At 60.7% G+C, this 16049-nt stretch carries 22 protein-coding genes and 1 pseudogene; 12 read left to right on the top strand and 11 right to left on the bottom strand.

Annotation, left to right across the window (positions count from 1 at the left end):
- The 5 genes and pseudogenes from BFP96_RS01800 to BFP96_RS01785 all read right to left on the bottom strand — a co-directional run.
- The coding region (locus BFP96_RS01800; RefSeq protein WP_139113311.1) for a DUF1302 domain-containing protein at positions 1-940 on the bottom strand (940 nt) is incomplete at its 3' end.
- 484 nt (positions 941-1424) lie between these two features.
- Positions 1425-2336 (bottom strand): SDR family oxidoreductase, encoded by a 912-nt coding sequence (locus BFP96_RS01795; protein ID WP_065885069.1) that lies wholly within the window; start codon positions 2334-2336, stop codon positions 1425-1427.
- A 131-nt stretch (positions 2337-2467) separates the two neighbouring features.
- Positions 2468-3370 carry an alpha/beta fold hydrolase gene (locus tag BFP96_RS01790; protein WP_065935468.1) on the bottom strand — a complete coding sequence of 301 codons (903 nt, stop codon included), beginning with the start codon at positions 3368-3370 and terminating at the stop codon, positions 2468-2470.
- Positions 3370-3483: pseudogene (locus BFP96_RS31050) on the bottom strand (class II aldolase); the annotation flags it as partial. The gene BFP96_RS01790 and the pseudogene BFP96_RS31050, both read right to left, overlap by 1 nt.
- Before the next feature lie 226 nt (positions 3484-3709).
- The gene (locus tag BFP96_RS01785; protein WP_065892851.1) at positions 3710-4165 is read right to left on the bottom strand and encodes a flavodoxin; all 456 of its coding nucleotides are present in this window, start codon (positions 4163-4165) and stop codon (positions 3710-3712) included.
- A gap of 127 nt (positions 4166-4292) precedes the next feature.
- On the opposite strand from BFP96_RS01785, the gene BFP96_RS01780 reads away from it, so the two are divergent.
- Entirely contained in the window at positions 4293-4760 is a 468-nt protein-coding gene (locus tag BFP96_RS01780; RefSeq protein WP_065935467.1) for a PAS domain-containing protein, read from the top strand.
- A gap of 58 nt (positions 4761-4818) precedes the next feature.
- A complete protein-coding gene (locus BFP96_RS01775) occupies positions 4819-5424 on the top strand; it encodes a hypothetical protein (RefSeq protein ID WP_065885065.1) in 606 nt (201 codons plus the stop codon).
- A 2-nt stretch (positions 5425-5426) separates the two neighbouring features.
- On the opposite strand, the gene BFP96_RS01770 is transcribed toward BFP96_RS01775, so the two are convergent.
- Entirely contained in the window at positions 5427-6353 is a 927-nt protein-coding gene (locus tag BFP96_RS01770; RefSeq protein WP_065892864.1) for a MerR family transcriptional regulator, read from the bottom strand.
- Between the two features lie 242 nt (positions 6354-6595).
- Here BFP96_RS01770 and BFP96_RS01765 point away from each other — a divergent pair, with 242 nt between their 5' ends.
- Genes BFP96_RS01765 through BFP96_RS01730 form a run of 8 tightly spaced genes read left to right on the top strand, consistent with a single transcriptional unit; the run spans position 6596 to position 10011 of the window.
- Positions 6596-7153 (top strand): antibiotic biosynthesis monooxygenase, encoded by a 558-nt coding sequence (locus tag BFP96_RS01765; RefSeq protein WP_065885063.1) that lies wholly within the window; start codon positions 6596-6598, stop codon positions 7151-7153.
- 57 nt (positions 7154-7210) lie between these two features.
- The gene (folM, locus tag BFP96_RS01760; RefSeq protein WP_065935466.1) at positions 7211-7921 is read left to right on the top strand and encodes a dihydromonapterin reductase; all 711 of its coding nucleotides are present in this window, start codon (positions 7211-7213) and stop codon (positions 7919-7921) included.
- Positions 7922-7941: 20 nt separating this feature from the next.
- On the top strand, positions 7942-8502 hold the full coding sequence (gene folE, locus BFP96_RS01755) for a GTP cyclohydrolase I FolE (protein ID WP_057724018.1): 561 nt from the start codon (positions 7942-7944) through the stop codon (positions 8500-8502).
- Positions 8503-8504: 2 nt separating this feature from the next.
- Complete coding sequence (folX, locus tag BFP96_RS01750; protein WP_065892856.1) at positions 8505-8876, top strand: dihydroneopterin triphosphate 2'-epimerase; 372 nt, start codon at positions 8505-8507, stop codon at positions 8874-8876.
- 16 nt (positions 8877-8892) lie between these two features.
- Complete coding sequence (locus tag BFP96_RS01745; protein WP_065892857.1) at positions 8893-9189, top strand: DUF1244 domain-containing protein; 297 nt, start codon at positions 8893-8895, stop codon at positions 9187-9189.
- Positions 9182-9523 (top strand): HopJ type III effector protein, encoded by a 342-nt coding sequence (locus BFP96_RS01740; RefSeq protein ID WP_065892858.1) that lies wholly within the window; start codon positions 9182-9184, stop codon positions 9521-9523. Before BFP96_RS01745 ends, BFP96_RS01740 begins: the two co-directional genes overlap by 8 nt.
- 40 nt (positions 9524-9563) lie before the next feature.
- Positions 9564-9836: a HopJ type III effector protein gene (locus BFP96_RS01735; RefSeq protein WP_139113310.1), complete on the top strand. Its 273-nt coding sequence runs from the start codon at positions 9564-9566 to the stop codon at positions 9834-9836.
- A 19-nt stretch (positions 9837-9855) separates the two neighbouring features.
- Positions 9856-10011: a HopJ type III effector protein gene (locus tag BFP96_RS01730; protein WP_371914758.1), complete on the top strand. Its 156-nt coding sequence runs from the start codon at positions 9856-9858 to the stop codon at positions 10009-10011.
- 125 nt (positions 10012-10136) lie between these two features.
- On the opposite strand, the gene trxB is transcribed toward BFP96_RS01730, so the two are convergent.
- Positions 10137-11099, bottom strand: coding sequence for a thioredoxin-disulfide reductase (trxB, locus tag BFP96_RS01725; protein ID WP_065885058.1), 963 nt, complete (start codon positions 11097-11099; stop codon positions 10137-10139).
- Between the two features lie 283 nt (positions 11100-11382).
- Between trxB and cysZ the strand changes: the two genes are divergently transcribed.
- Together cysZ and BFP96_RS01715 are read left to right on the top strand one after the other, a co-directional pair.
- Positions 11383-12147 carry a sulfate transporter CysZ gene (cysZ, locus tag BFP96_RS01720; RefSeq protein ID WP_065892859.1) on the top strand — a complete coding sequence of 255 codons (765 nt, stop codon included), beginning with the start codon at positions 11383-11385 and terminating at the stop codon, positions 12145-12147.
- Positions 12148-12201: 54 nt separating this feature from the next.
- Entirely contained in the window at positions 12202-13404 is a 1203-nt protein-coding gene (locus tag BFP96_RS01715; protein WP_065898460.1) for a glycosyltransferase family 4 protein, read from the top strand.
- Here BFP96_RS01715 and BFP96_RS01710 read toward each other — a convergent pair.
- From BFP96_RS01710 to BFP96_RS01695, 4 genes are all read right to left on the bottom strand, one after another.
- A complete protein-coding gene (locus BFP96_RS01710) occupies positions 13373-14476 on the bottom strand; it encodes an NADH:flavin oxidoreductase (RefSeq protein WP_065935465.1) in 1104 nt (367 codons plus the stop codon). The two genes, BFP96_RS01715 and BFP96_RS01710, sit on opposite strands and share 32 nt — an antisense overlap.
- A 218-nt stretch (positions 14477-14694) precedes the next feature.
- The gene (locus BFP96_RS01705; RefSeq protein ID WP_065892862.1) at positions 14695-15177 is read right to left on the bottom strand and encodes a glutathione peroxidase; all 483 of its coding nucleotides are present in this window, start codon (positions 15175-15177) and stop codon (positions 14695-14697) included.
- Positions 15178-15278: 101 nt separating this feature from the next.
- A complete protein-coding gene (locus BFP96_RS01700; RefSeq protein ID WP_065885053.1) occupies positions 15279-15743 on the bottom strand; it encodes a CreA family protein in 465 nt (154 codons plus the stop codon).
- A gap of 15 nt (positions 15744-15758) precedes the next feature.
- Positions 15759-16049: PUA domain-containing protein (locus BFP96_RS01695; protein ID WP_371914757.1), on the bottom strand; the 291-nt coding region annotated here is incomplete at its 5' end.

Below are 16049 nucleotides of genomic sequence, written 5' to 3'. Positions count from 1 at the left end.
ACAGGCCGTATTCGGTGTCGTCACCCAGCCAGCGCAAGGCCGCGCCGAACTGGCCGGAGTCGCGCGCATCACGGTCCGCGGCGCGCTGCACCACCACGCCTTCGCGGGTCACCACAAAACCTTGGCCGCGTGCCGCCGCGATGGGTTGCAGCGGTGCAATCCCCGGGCTGCCCACCGTGTAGTTACCGGTGCAGCCATCCGCCGCGACGTCACCGCCAAAGAAGGTGCCGCAGTTGTCCAGTACCGTCTGGTCCCATTCCAGTTGGTAGAAACCTTCCACGGTCAGCTGATTGGTCAGGCTCTGGGAGGCAAACAGCATGTTCACCGGGATCAAGCCTTCCTTGATCTCTGCGCCTGGGCGACGGAACGCCGACACGTCGATCGGGTTGATGCTGTTGATGGAGTTGCCGATGAAGGTACTTTCGCCCCAACTGACCACCTGCTTGCCGGCGCGCACGGTGCCGGGCAGGTCGCCCAGGGAATAGTTGTGGTAGACGAACGCGTCGAGGATCTGCGCGCCGCTGGATTTGGCGCCTTCCTTGCGGTTGTGGTCGCTGATCGGCTTGAACTCGCGGTCTTCGTCCTTGAGCTCGAAGTCGTACCAGTACTTGCCGCGCACGAACACACCGGTGTCGCCGTATTTGAGTTCAAGGTCGTGCAGGCCCTTGAAGATTTTGGAGAAGGTTTCGCCCTTCTTGAAGTTCAGACGCCCGTCATCCCCGGTGGACGCCTGGCCCGTGCCGCCATTGACCGTGCCGACCAGGCTTCGGTCGGCATCTCGCATGCCCCAGCTCGCACCGACCGACAGCGAGGAATCGAATTGCCCTTCGATCTCGCCAATGTTGAACGAAACAGCCTGTGCCTGGGCACAGCAGCCCACGGCAACCGCAGCGGCCAGCGCCTGTGGCGTGAAGATGGCGCGCATTGTTATTTTTGTCATGCGTCTTCCCCGGTGAGTGACAGAAGGCCCCACCCTACTGCCGCCCATGAAGAGCGATAAGCGCACCAAGGAGGTATTCGTGTTGTCGCTCGAAAGGATGACGAGCCGCGCCGGCAGGGGTTTCGGCGCGGGTCATGGATTGGATGGATGGTGGCTTATCAGAGGAATCGATGGCGAGCGCGTAATTGTTGCTGTTTTGGTAACAGTCCTTGTCCTGAACTGCTATTACTCATTCTGTTACAACCGATTATTCTTACCTCGCTTTCAGGGCAAACGGCCCGCTCCCGAGTTGGGGAGAAAAGCTTGAATCCAACGGATTGTCACTCTTTTTCAATCTGTTACCCGTGTTCACTGACGTTGATTTATCGCTCCTTGATCCAACGTCTTACTTCGGCCGCTGCCTGTGCAGCGGCCTTTTTTATGCCTGGAATAAAAACGGGGCGCTGTCGGCGCCCCGTGGGATTCACTGATTTTATGGCAACGATCAGAGGCTGAACTTCTGCAAGTTGGCCATCATCTCTTTCAACGCCTCGATGTTGTCGCTGGGGTGCGCAGCCCCTTCGAAGTCGCAGATTTGCTGCCAGTGTGCCGCCACGTCATCCGGCGAAAAACCCGCTTCGGGATCGAAACCCACGCCCAGGCTGCGCTCCCAACGGGTCTTGCCGATCCAGCCGCCGCCGACCTCGAACAGGCCCGAGGTTTCCTGGCAGGCTTCGCTGCCCAGGTACACCACCAACGGGCTGACCAGTTCCGGCTTGAGGCGCTCGAACACCTGCGGCGGGATCAGCCCTTCGGTCATGCGCGTGCCGCCGGTGGGGGCAATTGCGTTGACCAGGATGTTGTGCTTGCGCCCTTCTAGCGCCAGGGTTCGGGTCAAGCCATACAGGCCGAGCTTGGCCATGCCGTAGTTGGACTGGCCGAAGTTGCCGTAGATGCCCGAGGTGGACGCGGTGAAGATCACCCGGCCATAACCCTGCTCGCGCAGATGCGGCCAGGCGGCGCGCGTGACTTTGTAGGCGCCTTCGACATGCACCCGGTAAACCAGGTCCCAATCGCTGTCGTCCATTTTGTGGAAGGTCTTGTCACGCAGGATGCCGGCGTTGTTCACCACCACATCGATACGGCCGAACGCGTCCAACGCGTTCTGCACGATTTTGTCGCCGTCGGTGACGGAATCATGGTTGGCTTGGGCAGTGCCGCCGGCTTCGCGGATTTCAGCCACCACGCGGTCGGCGGCCGAGGCATTGGCGCCTTCGCCCTGGGTCGAACCACCGAGATCATTGACCAGCACCTTGGCGCCGTGGCGGGCGAACAGCAGCGCATGGGCCCGGCCCAATCCGCCGCCGGCACCGGTGACGATCACGACCTTATCCTGCAACTGCACTGACTGATTCATACCCAACTCCTGTGGCGACAATGGCAATGGCAAGAGTGTCGGGCACAGCGCCTTTGGTCACAATAAATACGGCCGGCGCTGAATGGTGCTCGATAAGGCAGCGGGATGATGCCTTGGGGCAGGTGCCAGGCTCAGGAACAAGCCGCACGCACCGACTGCTGGCCAATATGCTCACGGAACGCCTGGTAATGCCTGAGCACCTGGACCGGCGCCTCGATCTGCGGGTAATGGCCGATGCCGGCCAGCAATACCGTATCGGCATGCGGCACCAGTTGGTGGTAGCGCTCCACCATGTGCGCGCCGGAAATGGGATCGACCTCACCGTCGATGACGCGCAACGGCACGTCGTAGCGTTGCATCGCTGCCACCCAGCGATCGCGCAGGCGACGGCGCTGAGGGATATAGCCGATCAGCTTGTGCAGGATGCGCGTGCCATCATTGCGTTCAATCAGGCTCCAGAAATCATCCAGGGCGCTTTCGCTTGGCCGCGTCCGTGGGCCAAAGATCTGGTTGAAACTGTTGGCCAGGCCGCCTCTTCCCGAGGCTCGGCCAATCATCCAGCCCAAGGGGCTGAGCAACAATTTCTGCACCAAGGTTGCACGGTGGGTTTCAGGGAACAGCCCACCGTTGAGAAACACACAACTGGCCATCTGGAACCGGCCTTCATAATGCCGGGCCAGCAGTTCCTGGGCCACGCTGTCGCCATAGTCATGGGCCAACACGTGCACCGGTTTCGTCACCCCCAGGTGCTCGAGCAGCGCCTGTTGCAAGTCCGCTTGCTCCAGCAGGCAATAACCATGATCCAGCGGTTTGGCCGAGTCGCCAAAGCCGAGCATGTCGCAGGCAATCACCAGATTGCGCTGGGCCAGGGGCTGCCACAGGTAATGCCAATCCCAACTGGCCGTGGGAAAGCCATGAAGCAGCAGCAGCGGTTCGCCCTGCCCGGCCACCCAATAACGAATGGACTGGCCGCGAAAGACGAAGTCCTGGCCGCGCTTGCGCCAGACGCTGAGCGGAATTTCTGCAAGTGGCATCAGCTTTTATACCCGAGGTCCTGGTGATCCAATCTGCGCAGCAGCGCCGCCCAGGCCAGTGCTGCGCTCATACCTTGGGCACTTTTTGTGACAGCTGCCACCATCGCCTTTGACGATGAAACCGGGGCTAGACTCACGATGTTGACCTCCTTGGCGCACTTATTATTATTTTTTAAGTGATGGGCCAGTCTAGTCAGACGCCCTGGCTTGCGGAGTTGCCTTCGCAGCCAGCTTGATGACTGAGCGAGTCAGCCAAGAGAATAGTACAAATCGGTGTCAGAGAAGCGCCGTCAATAAACACACGCCGACCAGTGCGCCCCCAGACGACGCGCCCGTTTGCTACGGCTGCAGGGCAGTCACAAACTCGGCCAGCCACGGCTCGGCGTCGCTCTCCGGGGTCACACTTTCGCTGGCATCCAGGCGCAGCATCGGCAGCACTTCGCGTACGCCCAACTCGCCGAACAATTCGCGCAGTTGCTCGCCGCCGCCGCAGAAGGTGTCGCCGTAGCTGGCGTCGCCCAGGCCAATGACCGCACCGGGCAGGCCGCGCCAGGCAGCAGGCAGTTGGTCGCGAATACTCGAATACAGCGGCTGCAGGTTGTCGGGTAATTCGCCCATGCCGGTGGTCGATGTGACCGCCAGGAACGCCTCGGGGGCAAAAGCCTGCACCTGCGCCAGCGTGGCGCGCGGATCGTGCCAGGCTTCAAAACCCGCTGCGTTGAGGATGTCCCGGGCGTGGCGGGCGACTTCTTCTGCCGTACCGTAGACCGAGCCGGAAAGGATGGCGACTTTCATCAATCTGATCCTGTCATTGAACGAAAGCGTAGGATATTAGCAGCTGCACCAGGGTTTCAGTGCCTGCCGTGCAACATTCAGAATTTGCCATAAACTTGCACCATCGGAACACGCCATGGAACGCTCAATGATTAACCCCAAGTTGCTGCAGATGGTTGTCAACGCGTCCAACGACGGCATCGTCGTTGCCGAACGCGAGGGCGACGAGAAGCCGCTGATCTACGTCAACCCCGCGTTCGAACGTCTGACCGGCTATACCCTGGACGAGATTCTCTATCAGGACTGCCGTTTCCTGCAGTCGGGCGATCGCGACCAGCCGGCCCTGATGGCGATCCGCGAGGCGCTCGACAGTGGCGGCGCCTGCCGCGAGATCGTGCGCAACTACCGCAAGGACGGCACGCACTTCTGGAACGAACTCTCGGTATCCACGGTGTACAACGCGGCCGACCAGCAGACGTATTTCGTCGGCGTGCAAAAAGACGTCACCACCCAGGTCAAGGCACAGCAACGCGTGGCTCAGCTTGAAGCCCAGGTAGCCGAGCTTAAAGCCGAGCTGGCGGCGCTCAAGTCAACGAGCGGCGTTAACAAGCTGTAAAAAGTGCGTTCTTTAGAGCGATAATGGCCTTTTAATGCCCAACCGTTGAGCTATATCAATGCGCCGCGATGCTCTATTGACTCAGGACGAGCTGGATTTTATCCAGAACATGCAGCACAACCCGCAGCTCAACCTGCGGGACGCAGGGTCGAGCCTGACGGTCAATGGCGGTGCACAGATTCGCGATCTGCTGACCCGGCTGGCCGCTCATGATCAAGTCACCCTCCAGGCGCAGTTCGACAATCAGCAACTGACCTTCCCTCTGCATCTGGTTGAGGATGAATTTCATGCAGTGCATCTTCGGTTGGGCGTGCCGAGTATTTTTGAAGACGGGCCGATGGTTCGCCCATGGCGCCTGGCCCTTGAAGAGCCGGTGGCCCTGGAGAACAGCAAGGGCTACGCCAGCGCCCTCTGGGTGCATGAAGTGTCATTCAAAGGTGTGCTGGTAGAAGGACGTGGCCGAGCCAGACCGCCGAAAACCTTCTCGTTGTGGTTCAGCCCGTCCGGTTACGAACGCATTGCGCTGCGCGGTACGCTGGAGCGGGAAACCGCCCGGGGATTGTTCGCCTACCGCCTGAATCAGAGTGACGCGGATGAAATCGAGCGCCTGCGCCAGTTCATCCTGCACCAGCATCGTCTGGTGCATCCGCAGGTACATGCCTGAGATCAGGTATCCGGGCCGCCACTGAGAAACTGCTGCAGACGCTGCTGCATCTGGCGCCCTTCGCTGCCCAGGCCACCGATGGAAGTACCGGTCAGATCGGCCTGCAACAGGTCCGATGCAGCACCTGCCAGAAACAGCGGGCAGTTGAGGGTCAATGCCAGCCGGTTCAAGCGCGCTTCCAAGTCCTGCTTGTGTGAGTGGTTGGAGAAAATGACCATCGCCTGGGGGCGGATCTTTTCACAGACCAGGGTCAACTCCTCGACCGGCTGACCCAGGCCCAGCACCTTCACGGTCAAATCCTCCCCGCTCATCAGCAGCGCCGCCACCAAAAGCTCCAGTTTTCGGCACTCACCCGGCATGGCGCTGAGTAACACGCGGGGCGCCGCCGATGCGCTGGCTATCTGTAGGCGCAGGAGCGTCTGCACGCGCAGGAACGCGTCGAAAAACAGCCACTCGCTGGCCTGGCCGAAACCGCCCTGACGGCGCAGCAAGTCGTTCCACAGCGGCATCAGGATGTCCTGGAACGCGACGTTCAAGGGATAGGTCGAGAAAATCTGGCCGTACACGCTTTCCAACTGGCGATCATCGAAAGCACTGATGGCTTGCAGCAGCCGAGCCCGCCACTGCGGCCATTCGCTGTCTGCAGCCGCGTCGCGCTCGGCACGCAGCGCGTCGGCCTGTTGAGCGTCACGGGCCAGAAGTTTGCCTACCTTGCTCACCGCGACGCCACGCTCAGTCCACTCGATAATACGATTGACCGTCTCGATATCGACCCTGGAGTAGAGACGGTGCCCGCTTTCGGTGCGCACGGGACGGATCAGCCCGTAGCGCCGCTCCCACGCTCGCAGAGTGACCGGATTGACGCCTGTCAATCTTGCCACTTCCCGAATGGGGAACAGGTGCTCCGAATCAATCGGTTCCAGCTGCAAAGTGTTATCAATCGGTGCAGTAATCACGTTATTTCTGACAAAAGCCACCAGGAATGGAACCTCATTTAACGCATTTAAACCTGTCTTTTTCAAGGGCGCTGGACTTCGGACCAATGTCACTGGCGTATTTTCTCAAAACAGGAATAATCCTTGCCTGTTTTTTCAGCGCAGTGGCAATACCCGCCGCTGCGCTCGTGCGCCGCCTACCCGGTCAAGCGCACCCGTTTATCTGGAGATACACAATGTCTACCTCCCCCGTCACCTTGATGGTTGCGCGCCGTGTGGCCAAAGGTCGCTACGAAGAACTGATGGCCTGGCTGCGCGAAGGCGAGCAATTGGCCACCGACTTTCCCGGGTACCTGGGCTCCGGCGTGCTCGCACCGCCACCCCATGATGATGAATTCCAGATCATCTTCCGCTTCGCCGATGAAAAGACCCTGCATGCCTGGGAGTTTTCCGCGTCGCGCAGTGCCTGGCTGAGCCGTGGCAGCGAGCTGTTCGCCAACCCGTCCGAACATCGCGTGAGCGGCATCGATGGCTGGTTCGGTGCCGTGGGCGCGCGCCCGCCGCGCTGGAAACAGGCAGTGGCGATCTGGCTGGCGTTTTTTCCGGTGTCGCTGTTGTTCAACTTCGGCCTGGGCCCCTTGCTCGGCGAGCTGGACCTGTTCAGCCGGGTGCTGGTCAGCACCTTGGCGCTCACACCGCTGATGGTTTACTTCTTTATCCCGTTATCGACTCATCTGCTGGCGCACTGGCTGCATCCGACGCCGTCCCGCAAGACCGGCGAAGCCGCCGCCTGAGTACAGGGGAGACGGGTCGCTGGTATAGTTCGCATCTGCCAGCGACGCGAGCCTCCCATGACTGCAACAAACGCCCCGATCCTGATCACCGGTGCCGGCCAGCGTGTCGGCCTGTATTGCGCCGAGCGCCTGCTGGACGAAGGGCACCCGGTGATGTTCAGCTACCGCAGCGAACGTCCAGGTGTGCAGCAACTGCGCGAACGCGGCGCGGTCGGGCTGTTTGCGGACTTTTCCAGCGAAGCGGGAATCCTGGCGTTCATCGCTGAGCTGAAGACACACACCGATGCGCTGCGCGCGATCATCCACAATGCCTCGGCCTGGGTCGCAGAGACCCCGGGCGACGAAAGCCGCGCCTTTATCGACATGTTCAGCGTGCACATGCTTGCGCCGTACCTGATCAACCTGCATTGTTCACCTCTGCTGCAACGCTCGACACCCGCCGACATCGTCCATATCAGCGACGATGCAGTGCGCAAGGGCAGCCGTCAGCACATCGCCTATTGCGCCACCAAGGCCGGGCTCGACAGCCTCACGCTGTCGTTTGCCGCGCAGTTCGCGCCGTTGATCAAGGTCAACGGCATCGCGCCGGCCATGGTGATGTTCAATGAAGGCGACGACGCGGCCTATCGCGACAGGGTCCTGGCCAAGTCGGCACTGGGCATCGAGCCCGGGCCGCAAGTGATCTACCAGAGTGTGCGTTACCTGCTGGACAACCCCTATGTCACCGGGACCACCCTGACCGTCAACGGCGGGCGGCACATCAAGTAAGCCGTTTGTGAGGATGTTGTATGACTTTGTCCCTGCCCCACCATTACCGCGAGATCCTCAAGGGCCTGGGTGAAGACCCCGAGCGCGAAGGCCTGCTCGATACGCCCAAGCGCGCCGCCAAGGCGATGCAGTATCTGTGTCATGGCTATGAGCAGAACCTGCAGGAAATCGTCAACGGCGCCTTGTTCGCCTCTGACAATGACGAGATGGTGATCCTCAAGGACATCGAGTTGTACTCGCTGTGCGAGCATCACCTGCTGCCCTTTATCGGCAAGGCCCACGTGGCCTATATTCCGACCGGCAAGGTGCTGGGCCTGTCGAAGCTGGCGCGCATCGTCGACATGTTCGCCCGGCGCCTGCAGATCCAGGAAAACCTCACCCGGCAGATCGCCGATGCCATCCAGGACGTGACCCAGGCCGCCGGCGTGGCGGTGGTGATCGAGGCCAGGCACATGTGCATGATGATGCGCGGCGTGGAAAAACAGAATTCAACCATGAACACCTCAGTGATGCTCGGCGCCTTCCGCGAGTCGAACACCACGCGCATGGAGTTCCTGCAACTGATTGGACGGAGCAAGTAGCAATGCCACAACTTCAACCAGGCATGGCGCGCATCCGGGTCAAGGACCTGCGCCTGCGCACCTTTATCGGTATCAACGAGGACGAAATCCTCAACAAGCAGGATGTGCTGATCAACCTCACCATCCTGTATGCCGCCCAGGAAGCCGTGCGCGATAATGACATCGACCATGCCTTGAACTACCGCACCATCACCAAGGCGATCATCGCCCACGTCGAAGGCAACCGTTTTGCCCTGCTCGAGCGCCTGACCCAGGAGCTGCTGGACCTGGTGATGAGTAACCCATCGGTGCTGTACGCCGAAGTCGAAGTGGACAAGCCCCATGCGCTGCGCTTTGCCGAGTCGGTTTCGATTACTCTGGCGGCCAGCCGCTGATACTCAAGTGAGCCCTATGAACGACCAACAACGCCTCGAACTCGAAGCCGCCGCCTTCCGTCGGCTGGTAGCCCACCTGGACAGCCGCAAGGATGTACAGAACATCGACCTGATGAACCTGGCCGGCTTCTGCCGCAACTGCCTGTCCAAGTGGTACAAGGCCGAGGCCGATGAGCGCCGGATCGAGCTGAGCCTCGATGACGCCCGTGAAGTGGTGTACGGCATGCCGTACGCGCAGTGGAAAGCCCAATACCAGCAAGAAGCCAGCGCCGACCAACAGGCGGCGTTCGCCAAAGGAAAACCCCATGACTGACCTGAACACCCTGCGCGCCAGCCTCAACAGCGGCGAACACGCTTTTGCCGACACCCTGGCCTTTGTTGCCGCAAATTACGACTACCAGCCGCAAGCCTTCACCAACGGCGAGGTGGAAAATGCCGCCGGCCAGAACGAAGGTTCGTGCAAGACCCTGGGGTTGACGTTGCTGGAGGGGTTGAGCGATCAGGAAGCGCTGCTGGCGTTTGGCGAGCATTACCGTTCGGTGGTCGCGACGCCTGAAGGCACTGACCACGGAAATATCCGCGCATTGATCGCCCATGGTCTGGCCGGTGTGAAATTCAGCGCACAGCCGCTGACCCGCAAATCCTGAGTCATACACAAATCAAAATGTGGGAGGGGGCTTGCCCCCGATGGCAGTGTGTCAGTCAGTACATCTGATACTGAAACACCGCAATCGGGGGCAAGCCCCCTCCCACATTTGTTTTGCAGCGTCGCTTAGTTCGCGCAAGAGCCTGGGGTTGGCGTTGCTGGAAGGGTTGCTGGTGTTTGGCGAGCATTACCGTTCAGTGGTGGCAACGCCTGAAGGCAGTGACCACGGAAATATCCGCGCAGTACATCTGATACTGAAACACCGCAATCGGGGGCAAGCCCCCCTCCCACATTTGTTTTGCAGCGTCGCTTAGTTCGCGCAAGAACCTGGGGTTGGCGTTGCTGGAAGCGCTGCTGGCGTTTGGCGAGCATTACCGTTCGGTGGTCGCGACGCCTGAAGGCACTGACCACGGGAACATCCGCGCATTGATCGCCCATGGTCTGGCCGGTGTGAAATTCAGCGCACAGCCGCTGACCCGCAAATCCTGAGTCATACGCGGAACAAAATGTGGGAGGGGGCTTGCCCCCGATGGCAGTGTGTCAGTCAAAGATCCTCTAACTGAACCACCGCAATCGGGGGCAAGCCCCCTCCCACATTTTTTTTGCAGTGTTGCTTAGAACGAAGCGTCTTTCAAACCATCGAGGTAACGCTCGGCATCCAGGGCCGCCATGCAGCCGGCGCCGGCCGAGGTGATGGCCTGGCGGTACACGTGGTCCGCCACGTCACCGGCAGCGAAGATGCCTTCGATGTTGGTGGCCGTTGCGTTGCCTTCACGGCCGCCCTGCACCACCAGGTAACCGTCTTTGGCTTCCAGCACGCCTTCGAACAACGAGGTGTTCGGGGTGTGGCCGATGGCGATGAATACGCCGTCGACTGTCAACTCGTCGAAGCTGCCGTCGTTGTTCTTCAGACGGGCGCCGGTCACGCCCATATTGTCACCCAGGACTTCGTCCAGCGTGGCGTTGAGCTTGAGGATGATCTTGCCTTCAGCAACGCGGGCGTGCAGCTTGTCGATCAGAATCTTCTCGGCGCGGAAGGTTTCGCGGCGATGCACCAGGGTCACGGTGCTGGCGATGTTGGCCAGGTACAGCGCCTCTTCCACGGCGGTGTTGCCGCCACCGACCACAGCCACCGGCTTGTTGCGATAGAAGAAACCGTCGCACGTCGCGCAGGCGGAAACGCCCTTGCCCATGAACGCCTCTTCCGAAGGCAGCCCGAGGTAACGGGCGCTGGCGCCGGTGGCGATGATCAATGCGTCACAGGTATACACGCCGCTGTCGCCGGTCAGGCTGTAAGGCTTCTTGGAGAAGTCGACCTTGTTGATGTGGTCGAACACGATCTCGGTTTCAAAGCGCTCGGCGTGTTCTTTCATACGCTCCATCAGCACCGGGCCGGTCAGGCCATGGACATCGCCCGGCCAGTTGTCGACTTCAGTGGTGGTGGTCAACTGACCGCCCGCCTGCATGCCGGTGATCAGCAGCGGCTTGAGGTTGGCCCGGGCAGCGTAGACGGCAGCGCTGTAACCGGCAGGGCCGGAACCGAGAATAATCACTCGCGAATGACGGGTATCAGACATGACTCACTCCTATCGACCGTCCGCACAACAAGACGGCTGGAATAAAAAAGGGACCACGAAGCACTTGGGGAAGTGCTTGAACTCGCAGGCCCTGAAAATAATGGGTGCAGCGTATCGAGGGGGGCAAGATTAAGGAAATACGGAATAACAATCCAGCTCATAGGTGGTCTCTATGCAGTCGGCTCGGTCAATCGAGGCGTTTGTTACCGTTGATGTCGCCGCTTTCGCCCGGAATATAAAGCCGGTAAGGTCGGCCCGTTCGTCACTATGCTCGGAGTTATCCATGCCCGCCCCCGCTCTTTCCGGCCCGCAATACCTGCGCGAAGGCCTCAAACTGGTGCTGAGCCCCGGCCTGCGCCTGTTTGTGCTGCTGCCGCTGGCGATCAACCTGCTGCTGTTTGTGGGATTGATCTATTTTGCCGGGCACCAGTTCAGCCTGTGGGTTGACCACCTGATGCCAACCCTGCCGAGCTGGCTGAGCTTTCTCAATTACCTGTTATGGCCGTTGTTTGTCGCGCTGGTGGTGCTGATGGTGTTCTTTACCTTCACCATGCTCGCCAACATCATCGCGGCGCCGTTCAATGGCTTTCTATCGGAGAAAGTCGAGGTGGTGGTGCGTGGCACCGACGACTTCCCCGCGTTCAGCTGGGCCGAATTGATCGCCATGGTCCCGCGCACCCTGGCCCGGGAAATGCGCAAGCTGGGCTACTTTCTGCCGCGGGCTATCGGCCTGTTCATCCTGTCGTTCATTCCAGTGGTCAACCTGATTGCCGCGCCGTTGTGGCTGCTGTTCGGCGTGTGGATGATGGCGATCCAATACATCGACTACCCGGCCGACAACCACAAGCTGGGCTGGAACGAAATGCTCGCCTGGCTACGCCAGAAACGCTGGCAGAGCATGAGTTTTGGCGGAGTCGTCTACCTGGTGCTGCTGGTGCCGGTGGTCAACCTGCTGATGATGCCGGCGGCGGTCGCCGGGGCCACGCTGTTCTGGGTGCGCGAGCAAGGTGCCGAAGCGATGGCGGGGCAGCAGGTAGCCAGGTCATAAATCCATCATCGCAGTGACACAATGACGACATGGCCCGCAGCGACACTGTGGGTCATGACGACAGCCTCGCTTCACATCACCCTGATCACCGAAACCTTCCCGCCGGAAATCAACGGGGTGGCCAACACCCTTGGCCGCCTGTGCGATGGTTTGCGCGCGCGCGGCCATCAAATCGAACTGGTGCGCCCCCGCCAGGGTGTCGACCAGAGCCGGCCGAGTGACGATGAGTTGCTGCTGTGCCGTGGCTGGCCGTTGCCGGGATATCCAGGGCTGCAATGGGGCCAATCGTCGATGCACAAGCTGCTGCGACGCTGGACACGTCAGCGCCCGGATGTGTTGTACATCGCAACCGAGGGGCCGCTGGGCCTGTCCGCCTTACGCGCGGCGCGACGCCTGGGAATCAGCGTGGTCAGCGGCTTCCACACCAACTTTCAACAGTATTCGAACCAGTACGGCTTGAGTCTGTTGAGTCGCCTGGTCACCCATTACCTGCGCTGGTTTCATAACCGGTCGACGTTGACGCTGGTTCCCAGCGCGAGTCAGCGCCTTGAGTTGGAACGCCGGCATTTCGAGCGTCTCGGGATGCTGTCCCGGGGAGTCGATAGCCAACTGTTCCATCCGGCGAAACGCGACGACAGCCTGCGCGAAAGCTGGGGTGTGGAGAGCGACGATATCGTGGTGCTGCACGTAGGACGCCTCGCCCAAGAGAAAAATCTGGGGCTGCTCAAACGCTGTTTCGATGCGCTGCAGAGCACTTACCCCTCGCGACGGTTCAAGTTGGTCATTGTCGGCGATGGCCCGCAGCGCGGCCTGTTGCAGCGCGACTTGCCCGAAGCGGTGTTCTGCGGCGCCCGGCGCGGCGAAGAGCTGGCACGGCATTACGCCTCGGGCGATCTGTTCCTGTTTCCGAGCCTCACCGAAACGTTCGGCAATGTGGTGCTGGAAGCCATGGCGTCCGGGCTGGGCGTGGTGGCGTACGACCAGGCGGCCGCCACCCAGCATATTCGCCATGGCTACAACGGTGCGCTGGCGATGCCGGGGGATGAAAACGCATTTTGCGACGCAGCCGTCTGGCTGCTGGAGGAGCGCGAGACCTTGCGCCGAGCGCGCTTGAATGCCCGACAACATGCCAGCCGCCAGGGCTGGCCGGCAATCGTCGAGCAGTTCGAACGCCAGTTACGCGGTGCGTGCAATGACGGGCAACCGGCGCCCATCTTGTCGCCGCTTACACCAGGCTCGTCAACGCCTCACGACTGAAGGGCAGAATGTCCGCCTCACGCCCCTCGCGCACTTTCACTGCCCAATCCGGGTCCACCAGCAGCGCACGGCCCACGGCGACCAGATCGAACTCTTCGTTATTCAAGCGCTCCAGCAGTTTCTCAAGGCTGGCCGGCTGCGCGACTTTATCGGTGTTGACCATGAACTGCAGGAATTCGTCATCCAGGCCGACACTGCCCACGGTAATCGTCGGCTTGCCCGTCAACTGGCGGGTCCAGCCGGCCAGGTTGAGGTCGGAACCTTCGAACTCCGGTTCCCAGAACCGGCGCGTTGAGCAGTGGAAAATATCCACGCCGGCGTCGGACAACGGCTTGAGGAATTCGCCCAACGCCTCGGGGGTTTGCACCAGGCGCGCCGTGTAGTCCTGCTGCTTCCACTGGGAAAAACGCAAGATGATCGGGAAGTCCGGACCGACCGCCGCGCGGGTAGCCTGGATCAGTTCGATGGCGAAACGTGAGCGGTTGGCCAGGCTGCCACCGTATTCGTCGGTGCGCTGGTTGCTGCCTTCCCAGAAGAACTGGTCGACCAGATAGCCGTGGGCGCCGTGGATTTCCACACCGTCCATGCCGATGCCCTGGGCATCTTTGGCAGCCTGGGCGAAGGCATTGATCACGTCCTTGATGTCCTGGGTGGTCATGCCGTGGACGACCACGTTGCCATCCTTGAGTTTCTCCATCGGGCCATAGGCCGGCACGCTGGCATCAGGTTCGGTACCGATACGGCGCACACTGCCCACATGCCACAACTGCGGCACAATCTTGCCGCCTTCGGCGTGGACCGCATCCACCACTTTCTTCCAGCCGGCCAACGCCGCTTCGCCGTAGAAGTGCGGCACATTGGGGTAGCCGTTGGAGGCTTGATGGCCGACCACGGTGCCTTCGGTGATGATCAGGCCCACACCGGCGGCGGCGCGACGGCGGTAGTACTCGATCACTTTGGAATTGGGTACGCCGCCAGGTGAAAACGAACGCGTCATCGGCGCCATGACCACGCGGGTCGACAGTTGCAGTGCACCGAGCTGGAAAGGTTTGAACAAGGCTTGGACGGGCATGGAGCACTCCACATGAGGCGAATTTATGATGTGGATAATATGCACGCCTAAGCTTGCTGGGTAGCACTATTGATCTGAGTGATTAAGGCGATAAAAACAACCGAATACCTGTAGGAGCGAGCTTGCTCGCGAAGAGCCGGAGCACACCGCGTGTATCCAGCGTGCACGCGTCATGGTTGGCGATTTTCGCGAGCAAGCTCGCTCCTACAACGAGGGATTCAGGCCAGGGCTTTTTCGATGGCCTGGACGACCGTTGGATCATCCGGCGGCGTACGCGGCGAGAAGCGCGCCAGTACACGGCCATCCTTGCCGAGCAGGAATTTTTCGAAATTCCAGGTGATATCGCCTGGAAACTCAGCGCCCTCGCCCGCCAGCAGGCGGTACAACTGGTGACGATCAGGGCCGTTCACCTCAAGCTTGCTGCCCAGGGGGAACGTCACCCCGTAATTGAGGCTGCAGAAGGCCTGGATCTCCTGCTCGGTGCCCGGCTCCTGGCCTGCAAACTGATTGCACGGAAGGCCCAGCACGGTGAAACCCTGGTCCTTGTATTGCTGGTAGAGGTTTTCCAGGGCCGCATACTGCGGGGTCAGACCGCATTTGGAGGCGACGTTGACCACCAGCACGACTTGGCCCTTGAAGGGCGCCAGCGGCAGCTCTTGTCCGTCCAACGCTTTGAGTTTCAGGTCGTGGAAAGCACTCATGACGAACTCCAGATATCCCATGTTCTTCGCATTGCAGCCCTTCGAGATTACAGACCACAAGCCTGCAATCATAGATGCCGATTGAAAAACTCGCCCGCCGGTTACTGCGCGGTTGGCCACGGCAAGATCGGAATCGCGGTCACTGCGTTCTGCGGGCTGCCTTCGATCAGGCGGTCGCTGTAGACCAGATACACCAGCGTATTGCGCTTCTTGTCGAGGAAACGCACCACCTGCATGGTCTTGAACACCAGCGAGGTGCGCTCCTTGAACACTTCGTCGCCGTCCTTGAGCTCGCCCTTGAAGTGGATCGGGCCGACCTGGCGGCAGGCAATCGAGGCTTCGGCGCGGTCTTCGGCCAGGCCCAGGCCACCTTTCACGCCGCCGGTCTTGGCGCGCGACAGGTAACACGTCACGCCGTCGACCTTGGGGTCATCGAACGCTTCGACGACGATCCGGTCATTGGGACCGACAATCTTGAACACCGTCGACACTTGGCCGACTTCTTCTGCCGAGGCCAACAGTGGCATAGCCAACAGCAGGCCGAGCAGTCCTGTCACTAAACGCATCGTGTATTCCTTTGGTTAAACCAGGATCAGGTTATCGCGGTGAACCAGTTCCGGCTCAGCCATGTAACCCAGAAGTCCGACAATCGCGTCGGACGATTGTCCAATAATCTTCTGCGCTTCCAGGGCACTGTAGTTCGCCAGGCCGCGGGCGATCTCACGACCATCCGGCGCCACGCACACCACCATCTCGCCTCGGCGGAAGCTGCCTTGCACCCGTTTGACGCCCACCGGCAGCAAGCTTTTGTTGCCCTGGGACAGCGCCGATACCGCGCCTTCATCCAGCACCAGGGTGCCACGGGTTTGCAG

Origin of the sequence: Pseudomonas sp. 34 E 7 (assembly GCF_900005715.1) — a bacterium.
Taxonomy (GTDB): domain Bacteria; phylum Pseudomonadota; class Gammaproteobacteria; order Pseudomonadales; family Pseudomonadaceae; genus Aquipseudomonas; species Aquipseudomonas orientalis_A.
The sequence above is the reverse complement of the archived record's forward strand: the minus strand, read 5'-3'. Positions and strand labels throughout refer to the sequence as shown.